The 18,693-nt window shown below is 66.1% G+C and carries 16 protein-coding genes and 2 pseudogenes; 7 read left to right on the top strand and 11 right to left on the bottom strand.

All coding sequences use genetic code 11. The annotated features are described in order from the left end of the window. Positions 1-440 precede the first annotated feature (440 nt). A complete protein-coding gene (locus tag FVP77_RS02440) occupies positions 441-1,424 on the top strand; it encodes a hypothetical protein (protein WP_147893088.1) in 984 nt (327 codons plus the stop codon). A 262-nt stretch (positions 1,425-1,686) separates the two neighbouring features. Here the strand turns inward: FVP77_RS02440 and FVP77_RS02435 are convergent, their stop codons facing one another. Further along, positions 1,687-1,866 carry a helix-turn-helix domain-containing protein gene (locus FVP77_RS02435; protein WP_246133944.1) on the bottom strand — a complete coding sequence of 60 codons (180 nt, stop codon included), beginning with the start codon at positions 1,864-1,866 and terminating at the stop codon, positions 1,687-1,689. A gap of 119 nt (positions 1,867-1,985) precedes the next feature. Here FVP77_RS02435 and FVP77_RS02430 point away from each other — a divergent pair, with 119 nt between their 5' ends. Both FVP77_RS02430 and FVP77_RS02425 read left to right on the top strand, forming a co-directional pair. Next, on the top strand, positions 1,986-2,630 hold the full coding sequence (locus FVP77_RS02430) for a hypothetical protein (RefSeq protein WP_246133943.1): 645 nt from the start codon (positions 1,986-1,988) through the stop codon (positions 2,628-2,630). Between the two features lie 551 nt (positions 2,631-3,181). Then, positions 3,182-4,165 carry a bile acid:sodium symporter gene (locus tag FVP77_RS02425; RefSeq protein WP_147893086.1) on the top strand — a complete coding sequence of 328 codons (984 nt, stop codon included), beginning with the start codon at positions 3,182-3,184 and terminating at the stop codon, positions 4,163-4,165. On the opposite strand, the gene FVP77_RS02420 is transcribed toward FVP77_RS02425, so the two are convergent. After that, positions 4,141-4,611, bottom strand: a complete 471-nt coding sequence (locus tag FVP77_RS02420; protein WP_147893085.1) for a DUF4188 domain-containing protein — start codon at positions 4,609-4,611, stop codon at positions 4,141-4,143. The genes FVP77_RS02425 and FVP77_RS02420 overlap by 25 nt on opposite strands. A 27-nt stretch (positions 4,612-4,638) precedes the next feature. Here FVP77_RS02420 and FVP77_RS17130 point away from each other — a divergent pair. Next, a pseudogene (locus FVP77_RS17130) lies at positions 4,639-4,881 on the top strand (MerR family transcriptional regulator); the annotation flags it as partial. A 3-nt stretch (positions 4,882-4,884) separates the two neighbouring features. Then, the gene (locus FVP77_RS02415; RefSeq protein ID WP_246133942.1) at positions 4,885-5,307 is read left to right on the top strand and encodes a hypothetical protein; all 423 of its coding nucleotides are present in this window, start codon (positions 4,885-4,887) and stop codon (positions 5,305-5,307) included. 19 nt (positions 5,308-5,326) lie between these two features. Here FVP77_RS02415 and FVP77_RS02410 read toward each other — a convergent pair whose 3' ends face one another. The 9 genes and pseudogenes from FVP77_RS02410 to FVP77_RS17125 all read right to left on the bottom strand — a co-directional run bounded on the left by FVP77_RS02410 (position 5,327) and on the right by FVP77_RS17125 (position 16,773). Then, complete coding sequence (locus FVP77_RS02410) at positions 5,327-5,692, bottom strand: UBP-type zinc finger domain-containing protein (RefSeq protein WP_147893083.1); 366 nt, start codon at positions 5,690-5,692, stop codon at positions 5,327-5,329. Positions 5,693-5,756: 64 nt separating this feature from the next. Beyond that, entirely contained in the window at positions 5,757-9,170 is a 3,414-nt protein-coding gene (locus FVP77_RS02405; protein WP_147893082.1) for an error-prone DNA polymerase, read from the bottom strand. Positions 9,171-9,188: 18 nt separating this feature from the next. After that, a complete protein-coding gene (locus FVP77_RS02400; RefSeq protein ID WP_147893081.1) occupies positions 9,189-10,763 on the bottom strand; it encodes a DNA polymerase Y family protein in 1,575 nt (524 codons plus the stop codon). Continuing rightward, complete coding sequence (locus FVP77_RS02395; protein ID WP_147893080.1) at positions 10,763-11,470, bottom strand: hypothetical protein; 708 nt, start codon at positions 11,468-11,470, stop codon at positions 10,763-10,765. The genes FVP77_RS02400 and FVP77_RS02395 overlap by 1 nt, the downstream gene beginning before the upstream one ends. A gap of 99 nt (positions 11,471-11,569) precedes the next feature. Then, complete coding sequence (locus tag FVP77_RS02390) at positions 11,570-12,145, bottom strand: cysteine hydrolase family protein (RefSeq protein WP_147893079.1); 576 nt, start codon at positions 12,143-12,145, stop codon at positions 11,570-11,572. A 137-nt stretch (positions 12,146-12,282) separates the two neighbouring features. Continuing rightward, positions 12,283-12,441, bottom strand: a pseudogene (locus FVP77_RS02385) (HNH endonuclease); the annotation flags it as partial. Positions 12,442-12,492: 51 nt separating this feature from the next. Further along, positions 12,493-14,883, bottom strand: coding sequence for a site-specific integrase (locus FVP77_RS02380; RefSeq protein ID WP_147893078.1), 2,391 nt, complete (start codon positions 14,881-14,883; stop codon positions 12,493-12,495). 86 nt (positions 14,884-14,969) lie between these two features. Beyond that, positions 14,970-16,130, bottom strand: coding sequence for a tyrosine-type recombinase/integrase (locus tag FVP77_RS02375; RefSeq protein ID WP_147893077.1), 1,161 nt, complete (start codon positions 16,128-16,130; stop codon positions 14,970-14,972). Positions 16,131-16,464: 334 nt separating this feature from the next. Continuing rightward, complete coding sequence (locus FVP77_RS17125) at positions 16,465-16,773, bottom strand: helix-turn-helix transcriptional regulator (protein ID WP_147893076.1); 309 nt, start codon at positions 16,771-16,773, stop codon at positions 16,465-16,467. Between the two features lie 587 nt (positions 16,774-17,360). On the opposite strand from FVP77_RS17125, the gene FVP77_RS02360 reads away from it, so the two are divergent. Both FVP77_RS02360 and FVP77_RS02355 read left to right on the top strand, forming a co-directional pair. Next, entirely contained in the window at positions 17,361-17,741 is a 381-nt protein-coding gene (locus FVP77_RS02360; protein WP_147893074.1) for a hypothetical protein, read from the top strand. Between the two features lie 30 nt (positions 17,742-17,771). Next, positions 17,772-18,692 (top strand): hypothetical protein, encoded by a 921-nt coding sequence (locus FVP77_RS02355; RefSeq protein WP_147893073.1) that lies wholly within the window; start codon positions 17,772-17,774, stop codon positions 18,690-18,692. The last annotated feature ends 1 nt before the right edge of the window (position 18,693 follow it).

Here is an 18,693-nt window from a genome sequence, read left to right as displayed (position 1 = left end):
AGCTTCACTATTCGGCGACGGGCGCTCACCCGAGGCATCGCCACGAGCCGACATGAGTAGCAGGGGGTGCCAATCCGACGCGGCACTGCGCTCAGGGCGCGAAGCAGGGACGCCTCGAAGCGCCCGGGCCACTCATTGCTCTGCGTCGCCGCTCGCGGCCGCACCGCACGACGGCATTCCGTATTCGCGCGGTGCCCGCATGAGGACCAAACTGAAGCCCGGGACTGATTGGAAGACCTTGATTCGGGGTGACTCTTCGCGTCTACGAGACCGCTAGCATGCACACCATGGCCAGAGCCCTCTTTAGATGGTTTGTACCGCTTCCGGAACCTGTGCGATTTCAGCCGGATGCTATCGAGGCCGAGGTATTCGGGACACCCCCGCAATCCCCAGGGGCAAGAATTTCGCTTCACCCTCGGGCAGGTCAACGCCGCTCCCCGATGGCCGACGATTTCGTTTCCGCCCTCAGCGTGGGCTTGGGTGCTGACCCAGCGAAGGGCCCGTGGTCGAACGTGCCGAAATCGGACATCGCAGTAATCGAAGTGCGCGCCGTGTTTCCAGAGGATGCGCCGAGCGACGATGCCATCTCCGAAGCTTTTTCTGAAGGCCTCGGGATGATTCAGCAACTGCAGCGCGCGTATTATCTCGCGACCGGAGATTCTGTCCAACTTGTCGCCCGGGAGGCGCTCCCCGCAGCTATACCATTTGCACGCAACACGCCGGAAGCCGGCGAAGCGGTGGATGTGGGCATGTACCTTACGCACGGGCCGGCGCTGCGCAGGGACACTTTGTCAGCCGTTCTAACCGATGACCAGCTGACAGCGATCCGAACGGCTCTACGCGGCAGCATTCCGTTCTGGCCGGTCGCAGATCTTCGACGCGAAGCCGAGGCCGCACTGGAGCTACGCGGCGACTACCGGGGTGCCGTCCTGGCGTCCGCGACGAGTGCCGAGGTGCTGCTTGACACGATCCTGCTGCACCTGTTGTGGACAGATGGTGTCCAAGCCAGCGAAGCTGCGAACCTGTTCACAGAAACAGGGCTCGCGACTCGAGTCAAGACCCAATATCACATCAGGATCAAGGGCGACTGGGACGTGACGGGGTCGGGTGCGGTCGCGGACTGGTACCGCCACACGGCTCTTCTGCGCCATCGAGTGGTCCACGCTGGCTATCGACCGTCACGCGCGGAAGCGGTCCTCAGCCTCCAATCCGCCTACGCGCTTGAGCGATTCATCGGAGACCTCCTCGCAGCCCCCGGCACCTTGGCTAAATACCTGAAGACCGCGCTTGCCTTCGTCGGCGTGCCGGGTCTCACACGGCGCAACGTGCTCTCGAAGCGTATTCGAGGAATGCTCGACGCGCTTCCGTCAGATCCTCATGCGGCATACATCGCTTGGGAGACATCCATGCCGCCACGCATGTGAGTTGGCGGGTGAAAGCTGTACTTCGCCTCACCAGGCGTGCGCACGCCGAGGGATACCTGGTCTGGCTTGCACCCGAGGGCGCCCCACCCGCGCCTTACTGGTGCTCGGGTTAACCCTCTAGGTTATGGATCTTCCCGAAAGTGAAGCCTCGATTGAGCCGGGTGCCCGCGTGGCTTTCCCGGTCGCGCCGGTGCTGCAAGGGGATCACACGGTGCCTGCCGGCTGCTTGGACGATTGGGCAGCACCGGCCGTCGCGCCGCTATCAGGCGTCGACGCCGAAGGCGCGCAGCAGTCCGGCGCGAGGGATCATCCGACGCGGGCCGAGTTGGACCGTGGGGATGGTCCCGCTCTCGATGCCGAGCTTGATGGTGCGGTAGTCGACGCCGACGAGCTTCGCGGCATCCTTCATTGTCAGTGCCAGAGAATCTTGTGACCGGTTCATGGTCCCGCCCTTCTTTGAGCCAGCAGTGTCACTCTCCCTCCGTCGCAAGGTACCATACGCGTGAGCCAAGATCGACAGTCTTCTTCGCGAATCGTCGATGACCTGGAATAGTGGCCTTTATGACAGACGTCGAGGCGTATGACTTCAGCGACGAACGCATTGATCTCGGCAGTGGGGTGACGCTTCCGAAGTCATGGCGCGCGCGCGTGTCGGGTGAGCAGGACGTGCCCGGCACGATCACCGTCCGCGTCGAGTGGGATGACACGCTCGGACGCACCGCCGTCGTCTTCGCCGCCCTCGAGCGCGAAGCGGAGGGCATCGACATCACCAGCCAGCTGCTCCGCGAGGTGCGAACGCACTGGATCATGACGAGGTCGGCTCTCGATGTCGTCACCGTGGACGTCGGCACTGAGGATGGCGACAAACGCGACCGCATACCGGTGCGCGATTTTCTGAGTCGCGTACGGGCGCACGAGGAGCGCGAGCCCTTGGAGTCCCTCCACGCCGCGATCTCCGTCTATCGCGTCGCCACGGCAATCAGCTATCCGCCGCTTAAGCTCGTCGCCGACACCCTTCAGATCAGCCAGAGCACCGCGACCCGCCTCATGAGTCGCGCGCGCGACTCGGGTCTGGCGCCAGAAGTCCGCATTCAGGAACCCCGGCGGGCGCCGGCGGTAGACCCCTACAACCCGGGCAGGCCATACGACCCCGCGGCGCCCCATCAGGGGCCGACTCAGCGCGGAGGCCCTTCGATCGGACGCTGAGCAGCCCGCCGCCGCTGCCGCTTTGCGACCCACTCCTAGAGCAAGGGCGTCGAATCTGGGCCTTGAGCACAATGCTCACTCTTACAGCTTGCTGGCGATCCATGTTCAGCAATGTGCTCTCCTGCCTCTAATTGCCGTAGAGTCAATCTCCAACGCTCGCCACGCTCACATCTTGGACGCTCCAAACCCCTGCTTTTTCAGCGATTCTTGCCCGCATTTTGCCCGTAAACTGTTCGCGGCACACTGTTTCCGACGGTTGCGCGACGTCGTTCGGATCGCTCAAGATCCGCGTAATTCCGCGGTTCCTGCGGGTTTAGGTCGCATTGAGCATTATGCTCAGTCGTGTTCGAGTCCCTCCAGGGGCATGACGTTTCGCGTGCTTGGCATCGGCGACCTCGCCGGGATGAGGGTGGCACCGTCAGTCCCTCTCGCCGACTGACCCCCGACGGCGCCGCCGCTCTGAATCGGGGGCGACGTCGTCGTGGCGCGGGCCGCAGCACCGTGTGCGACGCTGGTGGGGCACACCGACCGCTCCGCGAGTGAGGAACCCCATGGCGGAATGGGCCGAACGGCACCAGGTCGCGCTCTACATCGCGGCGATCGCCGTAGGGGCGGCGGTTGGACTCGGCCTCCCGTCTTCCGGGCCGGTCCTCGAGCCATCGATCACTCCCCTGCTCGGGCTGCTGCTGTTCGCGACCTTCCTCGGCGTTCCCTTCGCCCAGGTCGTCCGCGGTCTGCGCGACACGCGGATGCTCGCCGTCCTCGTCGGGGTCAACTTCGTCGTCGTGCCGGCCGTCGTCTTCGGACTCAGCCGGTTCGTCGCCGATGAACCCGCGCTGCTCGTGGGCGTACTACTCGTGCTGCTCACGCCGTGCGTGGACTACGTCATCGTCTTCGTCGGCCTGGCGGACGGAGCCCGCGACCGCCTCCTCGCCTCCACTCCCCTGCTCATGGGGCTGCAGATCGTCCTTCTCCCCCTCTACCTGTGGGCGATGACGGATGCTGACGTCCTCCGCGCCTTCGACGTGCGGCCTTTCGTCGAGGCGTTCGTCTTCTTGATCGTCGTGCCGCTCGCCGCGGCCGCCCTGGTTCAGGCGCTCGCTCGACGTCGACGGCCGTTCGCCACAATCCTCCGCGCGGCACCGACCGCGATGATCCCGCTCATGATGCTCACCCTCGCCACGGTGGTCGCCTCCCAGGTGTCGGCGGTGAGCGCGTCGGCGGCCGACCTGTGGCGCGTCGTTCCGATCTTCATCGCCTTCCCCCTCATCGCCGCTCCGCTCGGCGTGCTCGCGGCGCGGTTCGCCCGCCTCGACGCGCCGGGTCGCCGTGCCGCAGCCTTCAGCGCGGCGACCCGCAACTCCCTGGTCGTGCTGCCTCTCGCGCTCGCCCTCCCCGCGTCGTTCGCGCTGACCCCGCTCGTCGTCGTCACGCAGACGCTGATCGAACTCGTCGCGATGGTCGTGATGGTCGCCGTCGTCCCCCACCTCATCCGCGCGAGCGACCCGACTCAGCCGCGCCCGAGCCGGTCCTGAGCGCGGTCGCGACCACGCCCGATCGGCACCGACGAGGTGGCCGCCGCGAGCCCCCGCACCGGCGAATCGACGTACATCGACTCGGCGCGCTCGACCACGTACGTCTCATGCCAGACGCCGACCGCACCCGGCACCTTCCGCGCTCGACGGTTGAAGTCCGCCCACGCCGGTCGGTGAGCCGCCTCGCGGTCGCTCGCGTAGCTGTAGAGCTTCTCCACCGACGACCAGTACTGCACGAGCAGCGGACCACCCCTGCCCATGGTCATCCGATATCCCATGAGGCCCGAGTCGGCGTCGCTCGCGAGCTCCGCCAGCATCCGCGGCATGGCCATGAACGCCGGCCACCACGCGTCCACGCGCCAGGGACGGTTGAGCGTCATCCCGATGAGGAAGACGACGAGCTCCCCGTCGTGATCGGGGGTTCGTCGACCCTGTTCGACAGTCATGCGTGGGCTCCTTAGAATTAGAAAGTACTGGTAGCCATAATTGGGTATCTCTACTTTCCAGTCAAGGAGGTCATCCTGAGAATCTCGCAACTCTCGGCGCAGAGCGGCGTCCCGGTCGGGACGATCAAGTACTACCTGCGCGAGGGCCTCCTGCACGACGGCACCCTGACCGCGGCGACTCAGGCCTCGTACGACGAGAGCCACCTGGAGCGGCTCTCGCTGATCCGCGCGCTCGTCGGCCCCGCAGGCCTGTCGATCTCGGCGACCCGCAAGGTGTTCGAGACGCTCGACGATCGGGGCACTCCCCTGTTCGAGCTGCTGGGGCAGGTGCATCACACGACGGGTCCGCCGATCAGCGACGAGCAAGACCTCCGCGCCGCACAAGCGCTCCTCGACAGGTGGGGCTGGCGATGCGAGACCGACGACCTCCCCACCGTGGGCGCTCTCGCCCGCGCCCTCGACGGACTCGCCGCGGCGGGGTTCGAGCTGACGCCGGAGCAGCTCGACGACTACGCCGCCCGCGTGCTCGGTATCGCGACGGAAGAGGTCGACCGGATTCCGGTGGACTCACCGGAGGCGGCCGCGCGATACGTGGCGCTCGGCACGGTGCTGGTCGAGCCGCTCATCCTCGCGCTGCGCCGGCTCGGCCATCAGCACGCGTCGCGCGAACGCTTCGGTGGCACCACCCCGTCGTGACAGACCCGGGTCGATCCGCTCAGCGCTGCTCGCGCGCGCGGGCGGCGAGCAGGCGCTGCCAGTTGCCGGGCACCCGCCCGGCAGGCCCGGGAGACGGTTGGTCTTCGGGACGACTGTCGGGCGGCGTGAGATCAGGACCCGTCACCGTCTCCTGCGTCTCGTAGTCCCACCACCAGTCTTCGCCCGGTTCGAAACTGCGCATGTAGCGGTGACCCGTCGCACGCCAGTGCGCGGTGGCGTGCTGGCCGAGCGAGTCGTCGCAGCATCCGACGTGTCCGCACGCGGCGCAGCGCCGCAGGTGCACCCACCATCCGACGAGGTCGTCGCACTCCGTGCACCCCGTGCCCGAGGGTGACGCTGCGGTATCGATCTGCGCGATGCTCATAGGATCCTCCGGGCTCCGACTCTAGGCGAGGGCTCGCCCGCCGTCACCTCCCGACCGGCGCGCATCATCGGAAGTCGCGGGACGCATGCGACACCCCGACACGGAGATCTTCGAACCGGTCGGCCAGCAGGTTCGTCACTCCCTCGACCGAACGCTCCAGCACTCCGCGCACGATCAGAGCGGGCGACTCGCGGGCGACCCGTCGATAGCGGTTCCACACCCCGACCGAGCAGATCACGTTCACGAGGCCGTGTTCGTCTTCGAGGTTGAGGAAGGTGATTCCGGATGCTGTGGCCGGCCTTTGCCGGTGCGTGACGAGTCCTGCGACCTCGATTCTTCTGCCCGACTCGTGGGTGCGCATCTCGCGGGAGGTGAGCACGCCGCGCGCATCGAGCTGTGAGCGGTAATGGGTGAGCGGATGATCGGAGGTCGAGACGCCGGTCGCCCACAGATCGGCGGCGAGCACCTCGTAGCTGGTCTGGTCGGTGAACAGGGGCGGCTGCACCGAGGTGAGGGAATCGGGGAGGTACTCCACCCGGTCTTCGGCGGCGGAGCCGGCCAGCCAGATCGCCTCTCGGCGACTGAGCCCCAGGCACTCGAACGCCCCCGCCGTGGCGAGGGACTCGAGCTGCGAGGCGGTGACGCCGACCCGCCGCACGAGATCGCGCATGTCGCGGTAGTCACCGCCGCTGTCGCGCTCGGCGACGATGCGCTGGGCGAGCTTCTCGCCGATGCCGTGGACGCCGGCGAGCCCCAGCCTGACCGCGAACCCGCCGTCGCGCCGATGCGCGTCCGACTCGTCGGGCTCGGCAAGGTCGAAATCGCCCACGTCGGGCTGCTCCCGGTGCGCGCAGGCCTCGAGCCCCGTGGGCGCCGACGGCGCCGTGCCCGCCAGCGCTTCCAGCGTGGCCTCGGCCCGCGACCGCAGGAGGTCGGGCCGACGCACCTCCACCCCGTGCCGGCGGGCGTCGGCGGTGAGGGTCGCCGGCGAGTAGAAGCCCATCGGCTGCGCCCGCAGCAGCCCCGCGAGGAACGCCCCGGGATAGTGCAGTTTGATCCACGAGCTCGCATAGACGAGAAGCCCGAACGACAGCGAGTGCGACTCGGCGAACCCGAAGTTCGCGAACGCCTGGATCTTGGCGTAGAGATCGTCGGCGACCTGGCCGACGAGGCCGTTGTCTTTCATGCCCTCGTAGAGCTTCGTGCGCAGCTTGTCGATCTTCTCGAGCCCCCGCTTGGAGCCCATGGCCCGTCGCAGCAGATCGGCGTCCTCCCCGCTGCAGTTGCCGACCGCGACGGCCATCTGCATGAGCTGCTCCTGGAACACCGGCACACCGTACGTGCGCTCGAGCACGGGCCTCAGCTTCTCGTGCACGTAGGTGACCTTCTCCTGCCCGAGCTTGCGCCGCACGAACGGATGCACCGCCCCGCCCTGGATCGGCCCGGGCCGGATCAGGGCGATCTGCACCACCAGGTCGTAGAACTTCCTCGGCTGCAAGCGTGGGAGCAGCCCCATCTGCGCGCGGGACTCGACCTGGAACACCCCGATCGAGTCCGCCCGGCAGAGCATGTCGTAGACCGCCTTCTCCTCCTTCGGCAGGGTCGAGAGCTCCCAGTCCTCGCCCGTGGCGTCGCGGATGAGATCGAAGCAGTACTGCAGGGCGGCCAGCATCCCGAGGCCCAGCAGGTCGAACTTCACCAGACCCATCCAGGCGGCGTCGTCTTTGTCCCACTGGATGACCGTGCGGTTCTCCATGCGGGCATGCTCGATCGGCACGACCTCGCCCACCGGGCGATCGGTGAGCACCATGCCCCCGGAATGGATGCCGAGGTGGCGGGGGGCCTTGAGCAGCTCGGCGGCGAACTCGATCACCTGATCGGGGATGTCATGGTCGGCCCCCGTCTCGAGCACCGCCCCCCACCGCTCGACCTGCTTCGACCAGGCGTCCTGCTGGCCGGGCGAATGACCCAGGGCCTTCGCCATGTCGCGCACGGCGTTCTTGGGCCGGTATTGGATGACGTTGGCCACCTGCGCCGCCCGGTCACGGCCGTACTCCCCGTAGACCCACTGGATGATCTCTTCGCGGCGATCGGAGTCGAAGTCGACGTCGATGTCGGGCTCCTCGTCGCGAAGGCTCGAGAGGAACCTCTCGAACGGCAGCTTGTAGGCGATCGAGTCGACGGCCGTGATGTCGAGCAGGTAGCAGACGGCGCTGTTGGCGGCCGAGCCGCGCCCCTGACACAGGATGCCGCGGCGTCGCGCTTCTTGCACGATGCCCCACACGATGAGGAAGTACCCGGGGAAGTCCTTCATCTCGATGACGCCGAGCTCTCGCTCGATGCGGTCTCTGTCGTCGTTCGTCAGGTTCGGGTACTTGCGCGGCACCGCCTCCCACACGAGGTGGCGCAGGTACGACATCGGGGTGTGCCCCTCCGGCACCTTCTGCTTCGGCAGAGCGGGCTTGGCCCGCCGGAGCGGGAAGGCGAGCTCGTCGGCGAGCGAGACCGTGCGGGAGACCGCTCCGGGGTACCGGCCGAACCGCCGCGTCATCTCGGCGCCGGAGCGCAGGTGCGCCCCCGCGTGTGCGGGAAGCCATCCGTCGAGCTCGTCGAGCCCGCGCCCCGCCCGCACCGCGGCGACGGCCGCGGCGAGCAGTTCTCGGCGAGGAACGGCGTAGTGCACGTTGTTGGTGGCGAGGATGGGCAGCCCGCGCTCCGCAGCGAGGCCGGCGAGCACGTCGTTCGTGCGGCTGTCGAGAGGATCGCCGTGATTCATCAGCTCGACGTGCACCGAATCGCGGCCGAAGAGCGCGACCAAACGGTCGAGTTCGGTCGCCGCAGCATCCGGCCCCGACTCGGCCAGCGCACGGCGCACGGCTCCCTTGCGGCATCCGGTGAGCACCGCCCAGTGCGAGTCGCCTGGGCCACCCGATCGTTCGCCGAGCTCGGCGAGGTCGTACACCGGGCGCCCCTTCTCGGCGCCGCGCAGCTGCGCCGAGGTGAGAGCCGCGGCGAGGCGGTGGTAGCCCTCTTCACCGCGCGCGAGCACCAGCAGATGGGAGCCCGCGGGATCGGGTTCGCCGTTCTGCGGCTGGGGCAGCTCGAGCGAGAGCTCGGCACCGAACACCGTCTTCACCTGCAGGTGCTCGGCGGCCTCGGCGAACCGCACGATGCCGTAGAAGCCGTCGTGGTCGCTGATCGCGAGGGCGTGGAGCCCGAGCCGCTCCGCCTCTTCGGCCAGCTCTTCGGGCGACGACGCACCGTCGAGGAAGGAGTAGGAGGAATGCGCGTGCAACTCGGCGTAGGGCACCGACTGCGCGGGCCGCTCGATCTCGGGCGTGACGTAGGCGCCTCGCTTGTGCGACCAGGCCGGGCTGTCTCCGCCGTCGGCGCCCGCGGGCGTCTCGCGAGGGCGCCGGGAGTCGCTGAGCGCGCGCTCGATCTCCGACCACGGCACGGGGGGATTGTGCCAGCCCATCAGCGAGGTCTCCTGCCGTCAGTCATAGCGGCCCTCGGCTCTCCACTCGCCGGCTTCGCAGATCAGCAGCCACGCCGCTCCCTCGGCGTCGACGATCTGGAACCGGTGGGCGAACCGCGCGCGCAGCGGATCCCACCCACGCTCGCTGATCGGCCACGGCCCCGCCCACGCCTCGATCCGGCGGCGGCGGCCTGCGGCGTCGAGGTGGGCCGGGGGCGCGCTCAGCACCTCGCGCTCCCCCACCGACACCGCCGCACCCGCGATGTCGGTCACCTCGACCAGTCGCGGCTCGGGGAACACCGTCGCCGGCAGCGGATCGGGGAGGCTGCCGGGCCACGGCCGGGCGCGCTCCTTCGTGGTGACGGCCCGGTCGCCCCACGGCACGGGCACCTGCCGCTCGGCCAGCCAGCGCCCGCCGCCGATGACCGGCGTGACCACGCTGCGATGCCCCAGCATCGCCTGCACGCGCGACAGGGCATGGTGCACGCGTTCGTCGGTGCCCGCCCCGAAGAGACCCTTGGCGTGATGGGAGGCGGCGTCAATTGCCTCGGGAGAGATGCGCACCCCGGCGACGCCCATGGGGAAGACGTCTTTCCCGCCTTCGGCGAGCTGCCACCGCACCCGGTCGACCACGGCCGGGGCATCGAACGACCCCGGGTGCAGCCACACCCGCTCACTGCGTTCTCCGCGATCACCGATGAGCTCGACCCGCAGCTCGGTGCAGACCAGGTCGAGGGCGCCCAGACCCGTCACGAACGCGTCGGCCGCGATCCGCATGCCGAACGCGATCTGGTCGGCGAGCTCGAGCGGAGGCTCGAAGGCGACCTCGCGATGCAGCTCGGGAGGGGGCGTGCGCGGCTGCACCGGCCGCGAGTCGCCGCCCGCCGCGAGCGCGTGAGAGCGCACCCCCGGCTCGCCGAAGCGCTCGCGCACCCGATCGACCTCCATCTCGGCGAAGGCGCCGAGGGTGTGCACGCCGAGACGGGCGAGGAGGCCGGCGAACTCCCCGATGGCGTGCGAGGGAGCGATCGATGCGTCGAGCACCGTGACCGGCAGAGGCGACAGGAACGCCCCGGCCTCACCGGCGGGCACGACGCGCACCGGTGCCTCGACCCGGGTGGCCCGTGCGGCCTGCTCGGCCGTGAACGGACCGTCGGCCACACCCGCCCGCACCCCCGTGATCCCCTGCTCCTCGAGGGTCGCGAGCATCACGTGCGCGGCCTCCGCCTCGCCGCCGTAGTAGCGCGCGGGGCCCCGGGCGCGCAGCGCGCAGAGTCCGGCGCGCACGATCTGCACCCCCGGGGCGAGCTGCTCGATGTGCGCCACCACGGGCGAGAAGACACGGTGGTCTCGCGTCTCGTCGGCCGCGATCACCACCAGTCGAGGGCAGGCCGCTTGGGCGTCGCGGCGGCGTTGCCCCCGCCGCACGCCCTGTTCGCGCGCCGACGCCGAGCACGCGACGACAAGATTGCGCTCGAACACGGCGATCGGCGCCCCTGCTCTCGCCGCGGCCGACGTGGTCGCCTCGCGCAGATACGCGGTGACCGGCCAATCGGGAAACCAGAGCACGAGGCTGCGGGTGGGCTCGTGCATCAGCCGGCCGCCGCCGTCTCGTAGGCGTCGGGAACGGCCCGCAGCCGAGGCGGCGCCACGGCCTGTTCGAGAAGGCTCACCGTTCCGTCTGCGGCAGGCAGCAGCATCCGTGCGCGTCGGGCGCCCGGTGAGCGCCGATGGGTCACCGTGACCGTGAGCTCGCGCCCAGAGAGGTAGCCGTGGCCGTCACCGAGGCCCGCCCACCGCGGGTCGGTCACGTCGATCGTGGCCTCGGCCTGCGGCCACGCGCCCTGAACGAGCAGCACCGTGCCCCTATCGCGCAGACGCGCCGCCAGTCGGGCCACCTCTTTCTCGGACACCCTCGACGGCGGCCGCACGGCGACCACGGGCAGCACCTCGGCGATCGTCGCCGTGACCGCCAGCCACCGGGGCCCGGGGTCGGGCACGAACACCAGCCGGTCGAGGTCGAGACCGTACCGCTCGGCCGCCTCGGCACCGAGCTCGGGCATGCCGATGGCGCCGCACCATGCACCGTCTTGCGAGGGCCGCGCCATGAGGGCGAGCAGCAGCGACGCCGACGGGCTGAGTGAATAGGCCGAGCCGGGACGCAGCCCTCCGCCCGGAAGCAGCGAGGTGAAGGCAGGATGGGTCGGCAGCACGGGCGCGTCGAGCCGACGCCCCTGCATCCGTTCGAGCTGCGCGCGCAGCTCGTGGATGTCGCTCACCGCCTCGGCGCTTCTCGCCATGGTCGCCCTCATCGGATCAGGCTAGAACTTATGTTCTAGCGAATCAAGATGAGTCGAGACTATGCACGGCCTCCGACATCGGAAATCGGGCGATATCCGTCAGATATGTTCGATACTGCGCACCACATTGGCCGTCGTCGCGATCTTTGCGAATCCGCCGCCCTGCAGCACCAGAGCGGTGCCCGCCATCAGCTCGTCGGCCGATCGTTCGACCCGGCCGAGCCCCGGCACGTCGGTGGCGAGATCGAACGTGCGGGTCGCATCGAGGGCGACCGTGACGTCGTAGCCGAGGTTTCCCGCCATGCGCGCCGTCGTCTCCACGCACATGTTGGTCTGGATGCCGCAGACCACCAGGGAACGGATGCTGCGCTCCTGCAGCCACGCGTGCAGATCGGGCTCTCCGTAGAACGCCGAGTTGACGTCCTTGGTCACCAGCAGCGAGGCGGTCGCCTCGGCCACCGGATCGATCAGCGCGTTGCCCGCAGCATCCGGATGCAGCGGCGAACCCGGCGACCGTGAATCGTGACGGACGACCACGACCGGCTCACCCGCGCCCTGCCACGCCGCGACGAGGGCGGTGACGTTGCGTTCGCAGTCGGGGTTGGTCGTCGAACCCCAGAACTCGAGGTCGTCGAAGCCGCGTTGCATGTCGATGACGAGAAGTGCACGTGTCATTCCCCCACTTCACCACAGGTCGGCGACACCGGCCGTTCTGCGCCGAACCACCAGGGCATTGCCGAACCCGCACGCAATCGACCGCGACGGCGTGGCCGTTCGGCGACACCGTGCGGTCTCGACGACAGCAGCGAGCGCTACGCGGCGAGGGCGAGGTAGGGCTCCCAGCGCGGGTCGGCGCGCTCGGTGCCCCGCACGGTCCACTGCCCGCCGCGAGGAGCCTGCGGCACGAGGCGCAGCTCCCAGTGCATCTCCTGGGGCGTGCGATCGCTCTTGATGTTGTTGCAGCGCAGGCATTCTCTGAACTACTTCCGGCCGGACCAGCCCTCCGGGAAGTGACTACGCTCTCAAGGCTGCTCTCGCAAGATGGGGATGCCGAGAGACACCGGCTTCCGCCGCACCCGTTCGAGCTTGTCCCGTGCGCCAGCAAGACTGACCTGGAGACCCTCAACCTCCCCGAGCCAGTTGTTCTCGAGCGCTTCGGCAATTCGAGCTTCCAGATTGTCCACGATCTCGACAAATCGAGCTTCAGCGCGCGGATCCGGTCTGAACATTGTGCAACGGATGCAGGCATGTTCGTGCACGCAGTCGGCACCATAGGCGCGACCACAGGTTCCGAGCTCAAGTTGTCGGCGCTCGAAGTGCCCCAGAAAATCTTCCCACTCCTCTTCAGTCGGCTCGCGATACTCAACGCTCGGCCGCTGCATCCGTCGCCTATCAATAAACGCCCGGTAGTTTCGATACACTTCCTCGTCATAAATCGCGGCATATCCAGTGGTAGTGTGCAGCGACTCGTGCCCTAGAATTTTTGCCACGATATGAATCGGCAAGCCCTGCATTGTGGCCTCTGTTGCAAATATGCGACGAAGATCATGGTTATGGAATCTTACCGGGTTTCCGCTCTCATCCAAGATTCCAACCTCCTCTACCACCTGATTGAGGTGCTTCAACGTCCAAGCGCGATTGATCACTCGATTTTCACCTTCAATCGAACGCTGAAAAAGAAAAGGCAACGGATCAGAGTAAGTTTTTTCGGACCAGTCATATCGAACAACGAGAGGGACCCTCCCATCTGAAGCGGTCCCCCTGACTCGACTGATCACTGCGCTTATCACATCCGTTAACTCTTCCGACATGAGGAGCACCCTCTCCTTGTCGTTCTTCGAGGGGGCGAGCTGAAGGAGCGGGAGCAACTCTCCAGTGGATGGCAACCGGTATTGAACGAGACTTGAGTGCGTCAGCTCTTCGAGTTCTTCGATTCGACAGCCAGTCTCTTTCATCGCCATGAGCGTCGCCCACCTCCAGAAGGCGGTCGACTCCTCCGCTCTTGCGTCAAAGATCACACCTGTGCTGAGTCGGCGAACGTGTATCGGGGGGTTACCTGCTTCATAGCGAGACCCTTTGCTTGTCAGGAAATCAATCCCTAGGCGTAGAAACGATTCACCAGAAACTTCAACTCTGCCACTCTCTTCCATGGGTTCAACGGCTTCCAGAACCGCCTTGAACAACCTCTTCTGATCCTCGACGTGCGCCATCAGGGTGGGCAGGTGCGGAAGCCTTTCTCTGGTGCGTTGATGACTGTTAGCCCTCCTCGCACGGTGCATCCTGGCGCGCATCTTTGTGTCGTGGGCAGGAATAGGGTTTCGTGCCGCGAGGTCGCCGTATCGTTCCGGGTCAGAAAAGGCCCAATCGTTGATGTCAAAATAGAGACGTCGCACACCGAGTGTTATTGATCCGACGTCAGTGCGAGGCTTGCCCTTATTTGTGCCGTATTGGACAACTTTGATTCGGTCACGCCACCTGTCGACGAGGTCAGCCGGAAGATCCATCGTGTCAATTCCGGGCGAAAGCATCTCAATTTCTACCCAGAAGTTCTGAACCAACCGCGAGACAAGCTGGAGTATCGTTGAGTATCTGAGGTGCGCTCTGGCGCGGAAATAGTCGACAAAGAAGTTTCTTACACGTCGGCTCTTTATCCCCGTGCGATCCACGAGTTCCTCGATTGACAATTGTCCCAGTTTTCGCAGATCTCGAAAGCGAGGGGGCGCATCGGCTGGAAGCAGCCCCAAGATGCTTATGGCGTCATACAGAGACCCCGTCTGGGGCCCTGCCCCTACCGCCTTGCGGGCACTGATGGCCAGAGAAATGTCATCGACGGTTACATCAGCCAATTGCGTCTTGCCAGTCCGACCCATGATGCAGGCCAGGACGTACATCGCATCTCTGACGTGCCGATCTGCTTTCTCAGGACGGTCGGCCCGATCACGGAGAGCGGCCACAACCTGCTCGCCCCCAACAGGGTCGCGATGACCCACGACCACTCGTGGAAGGTTTTTCAGCGATCCTGATGCGCTCTGCAACCACTCATATGAGGGACGAACCATGTCGAGAGCGACGAGGTATCCGACCCCGCCGGCTGCCGTTCCCGGGCCCCACGCGGAGCCCCGTGACTGGTCGTACGGAGTCATGATGCGACTTTTCCACGAGACATCATTTTCTATGCCGGATGATTCCCATCGCGCCTGCCATGAATCACCCGGATGCAGCGCGAGCCATTCCAAAATCGCACTGACTCCAACGCGAGCTCGCTGCTTCGAGTTCTTGTGAATCCAGTCCCTCGCATTCAGAAATTCCACGGCCTCGCCAACCGTCTGTAGGTCGTCTCGCTGGGGAATTACGAATGGAGTCGGATTTTGCGCGCCGAATGCTTCGCGCGCGTGTTCCACCGGTTCGGGCATGGGAAGACGGTCGAAGATGGGAGTGTGCTGATTGACCCGGCGAATCTCGGTGCTGTCAACCGTTTGTCGCGGGGGTGGTTGCTGGCTCACTTATCAGTCCCGAAAAGCACCTGAAGTGATTCAGGTTTGTAGCCTCCTGCAATAGGTTGCATAGGCGGCTCCACCTTTACGCGGCGATGGTGATCAATCATCTTGAGGTATATGTCTTCAGGTCGAGCCTGGGCGTACAACTGTGTAGTCCCGATGTGGGCATGCCCAAGGACCCATTGGACGTCCGTGATGGACATGCTCGGGTCTCGTGAAAGCCGATACGCGGCGGTATGGCGCAGTTGATGGAGTGTGTAGACGCTTCCTATCGAATCTTGCGCGCGCCTAAACGCCTGTCGGACGGCTGGGTACAGTAGCGGGCGGTAGGGCCGCCTCCTGGTCAACCAGAGAGCGTCCTCCAGGCCAAGACGTCGCGGGCCCAGGTATAGACGCAGCCAGACCATCGCGTCTGGCGACGTGGGTAGCCATTGCGTCGAACCGCCTTTGCGAACGACCCGAACACGGTCGTTAGCGAAGTCGACGCTTGCACCATTCATCGAGAGTAGTTCCGCAGCCCTGGCGCCGGTCGAGAGGTATAGCGAGACCAAAGCCCGGTCCCGGTCGCAACCTAGAAGGGTGAACAGAGCGTCGAACGCCTCGTCGGGAATCGACCTCGGCGCCGCTTTCGGGACCTTCTGACGCCCGATGGAACGGCCCTTTCTGCTGAAGTCGCCCGCCATCTCGCGAGCAGACGCCTGCCACGCGGGACCCAAAACGGGGTTGACCCGTGGCCCAGAGCCAGCGGCGGCATGGTGCTCGTAGAAGTCCGTCAGCACCGCGCAGGCGGCATTTATAGTACGCGGCGCATAGCCGACCTGTGGTCGGCGGGCAGTGCTCGGCCTGGGTCTGCCTGGGTGCGATAATTTTGCGGGATCTGCAGCCCCTCCTCGTCTCGGCGATGCGCTTCTCATCCAGTTGATGAAGTCGACAAAGTCCTCACCGCTCGCCTGGGACCAGTCGACGTTCACAGCTTGGAGAAACCGCCACCATCTGAGCAACGCGAGGCCGTAGGCCTTGATACTGCCGGGGGCAAAGTCTCGAGCCGCGAGATGGTGGAAGTACCCGGAGACGGGTGAAACCGGTTCTCCGCTTGCGTCGAGAAGCGAGTACCCCGCGGCGACGCGGTCGTCCTCGACGAGGCTCCCCACCGAAGCAACCATCAGCTTTTTGATATCCCGGGGCAAACGGTCTGCCTTCCATTTGCGACCGCCCGCAACTTGAGGGGGCCTCGACGGCAGCCTACGAATGCGGCTGAACTCATCAGGCCAGATGCAGTGGACCTCAATCAGATTGCAGTAGCGACCAGACCGTTTTGCAGTAGCAGAAAGCCCCTCTGACGTGGCGAAGAGCCCCGGCCGCAGTAGTATCTGGCGACGAAATCCCGTACCACCCTTGGGCGTTGAGGCAGGCACTCAGCACCTGAGGAGAGTCGAGGGGGCTGTTGGCTGTCAACACCTCACGAGCTCGGGCTAGAAAGCTCATCGTCGACAAGAGTCAGCGGAGAAGCCGGTCCGGGCGCTCCGGCGGCAAGAGGTCCTCGATGCCAACCTGCAGCACCTGTGCCAGGGCGAGAAGTACACGTAAAGTCGGGTTCGCGGACGCGTCAGGTCCACCTCGCCCCTTCTCGTATTTCTGATAGGTGTTCCGCGAAACTCCAGACAGTACAGCCATCTCGTCTTGGCTCAGTCCGCGTTCCACACGGAGGCGTTGGAGCGTGAGCCCGAAGCCCACCGCGAAGGCACTCCAGGACTCATCGCTGTAGACCTGGCTGCGCACTGACCCACGATCTCGCCGAGCCTTCATTCAGCTGGCCACCTATATGTGGCATAATTTCCTCAGCCATACGAAACAATCACTATCTCGACGGAACGCGGTCCCCGCGGCATCGACCTGCACGTGTGCTGCTGTGCGCCGGCTCTCGGGTTGACGGTCGCCGCACCGCCCCATGTTCGTGTCGGCCCTGATTGTCGAGATGTAGTGACCGTCGATACACGTCCTCCATGGTGGCGAGCAACGCCTGGCGACCCCCCTCCCCATTGGTACATCGCCTTCGAGGTGCTGACCGGCGATGAGCGCGGCGCCGACTGGGGTATGGCCGCAGCGATTCATGTAGCTCGTATTCGTCGCCGTACCGGCCGGGGCCCCACCTTCGCCGAGGTCTTCGACGAGCTTCTGCCGCAAAGTTCGCCGTTGCAGCCGCCCTGGCCCGCTCACGTCAGTAGTAAATCCAGACACGACATCATGCAGTCCTTTCGGCGACACGTCGCAATCGAGTGGAAGCGCCAAGGCTGGATCAACTGGGATGTGGGCGTACCTCGCAGCCTGCGCGTTGGGCCGTCATTTCGGGAGCGGTCTCGTTCCCGACAAGCAGGGCGCAGCGAAGGGTCGTCGTGAGTGAGGACACCAACCCCTGGGTCGAGTTCGTCGGTCCTTGCTACACAGCGCAGTCCATCCGTCGAAAGCTCGGGATGACCATCGGTGAGCTCGATGATGCGACCCGAGACTTACGCATCCTGGCGCTTGTGGCCGACGACGGCTCAACGTTGTACCCAACGTGGCAGGTCCGGGAGGGCGAAGTCATCAGAGGGCTCCACGAGATCCTGACCATCCTGCGTACCGGCGTCGACGATTCATGGACCTGGGCCCAGTGGTTGGTCTTCACCCCGCCGCCGGACGACGTGAACCGAAGCCCCATCGACGAGCTCCGTGGCGGCAAGACATCGCAGGTAATTCATGACGCTGAACATGTCGCCCACGCCTGGGCACAGTGACGTGGGGACCAGACGGGAGGAGGTAGACCCTTGAACGACGTAGAACTCATCAACTGGGCCGGTGAGGGCTACCCGCCCGAGCTGCAGCGCATCCTCGACCGGCAACCGCCGATGTGGGCGGCCCTGGCCGTCAGGCAGGGCTGGTGGCCGCTCCTCGCCCGCCTCGACGCGCAGCTCGCGGAACTCGACCCGAACTACACCATCAGCCAGGTCAAACAGAAGCTCGGCGGACTTCATTACGGGGCAACGACCTCGCTCACCGGTGACGCCCGCGAACCATTCCGCCGGGCCGTGCTCGCGGCGCAGGAGGAAGCAGACAACACATGCGAAAGGTGCGGTCGCCCCGGCGTACTGCGCATCAACGGGGGTGGCTACTACCTGGTCCTCTGCGACGACGACTCGGCGGGGTTCCAGATTGTGACCGGCGACACCTGGGCCGTTGCCCAACCCGCTCCGCGGAACAAAGCATCAGCGAACCCACGCGATGAACTCACCGCGGCGGAGAAGTGGGCCGCCATCATGGGCGGGGTCTCTGCGGCCGCGTTCGGCGAAGGTGGGCGGCGCAGCGCCGAGGCTCACCTCGAATGGACCAGCCGCTACTCCGACGGCATCCTCAGCACCTGGCTTCCCCTGCGTGACGTGAGCGCGCTGGTTCGAGTCGATGAAGCGGAGCTCCAACGGATGAGCGACGTCGGAGAACTCTCTACCGCCGACGTCGACGGTAGCCCCCGGTTCGCGCCCTGGCAGGTCAACGATGACGGCCGCAGCATTCTGCCCGGAATCGGCGATGTGCTGAGGGCGATGCCGAACGAATACACCGCACTCGACGTTGACGTGGTGATGCGTTTCGCCAACGAAGCGTTCGGCGGCCGCGCTCCCCGCGAACTTCTCGGCACGCACGAGGGACTGCGGAAGGTCATCGAATGGGCGAGGGACTTGGGCCTCAGTTGAG

Source organism: Microbacterium hatanonis, assembly GCF_008017415.1.
GTDB lineage: Bacteria > Actinomycetota > Actinomycetes > Actinomycetales > Microbacteriaceae > Microbacterium > Microbacterium hatanonis.
This window is presented reverse-complemented; position numbering and strand designations above follow the sequence as displayed.

Excerpts from the sequence above, each read along its gene's own strand:
- FVP77_RS02440 (WP_147893088.1), top strand. The coding sequence starts at position 441 with ATGGCCGACGATTTCGTTTCCGCCCTCAGCGTGGGCTTGGGTGCTGAC.
- FVP77_RS02435 (WP_246133944.1), bottom strand. The coding sequence starts at position 1,866 with ATGAACCGGTCACAAGATTCTCTGGCACTGACAATGAAGGATGCCGCG.
- FVP77_RS02430 (WP_246133943.1), top strand. The coding sequence starts at position 1,986 with ATGACAGACGTCGAGGCGTATGACTTCAGCGACGAACGCATTGATCTC.
- FVP77_RS02425 (WP_147893086.1), top strand. The coding sequence starts at position 3,182 with ATGGCGGAATGGGCCGAACGGCACCAGGTCGCGCTCTACATCGCGGCG.
- FVP77_RS02420 (WP_147893085.1), bottom strand. The coding sequence starts at position 4,611 with ATGACTGTCGAACAGGGTCGACGAACCCCCGATCACGACGGGGAGCTC.
- FVP77_RS02410 (WP_147893083.1), bottom strand. The coding sequence starts at position 5,692 with ATGAGCATCGCGCAGATCGATACCGCAGCGTCACCCTCGGGCACGGGG.
- FVP77_RS02405 (WP_147893082.1), bottom strand. The coding sequence starts at position 9,170 with ATGGGCTGGCACAATCCCCCCGTGCCGTGGTCGGAGATCGAGCGCGCG.
- FVP77_RS02400 (WP_147893081.1), bottom strand. The coding sequence starts at position 10,763 with ATGCACGAGCCCACCCGCAGCCTCGTGCTCTGGTTTCCCGATTGGCCG.
- FVP77_RS02395 (WP_147893080.1), bottom strand. The coding sequence starts at position 11,470 with ATGGCGAGAAGCGCCGAGGCGGTGAGCGACATCCACGAGCTGCGCGCG.
- FVP77_RS02390 (WP_147893079.1), bottom strand. The coding sequence starts at position 12,145 with ATGACACGTGCACTTCTCGTCATCGACATGCAACGCGGCTTCGACGAC.
- FVP77_RS02380 (WP_147893078.1), bottom strand. The coding sequence starts at position 14,883 with ATGCCCGAACCGGTGGAACACGCGCGCGAAGCATTCGGCGCGCAAAAT.
- FVP77_RS02375 (WP_147893077.1), bottom strand. The coding sequence starts at position 16,130 with ATGGTTGCTTCGGTGGGGAGCCTCGTCGAGGACGACCGCGTCGCCGCG.
- FVP77_RS17125 (WP_147893076.1), bottom strand. The coding sequence starts at position 16,773 with ATGAAGGCTCGGCGAGATCGTGGGTCAGTGCGCAGCCAGGTCTACAGC.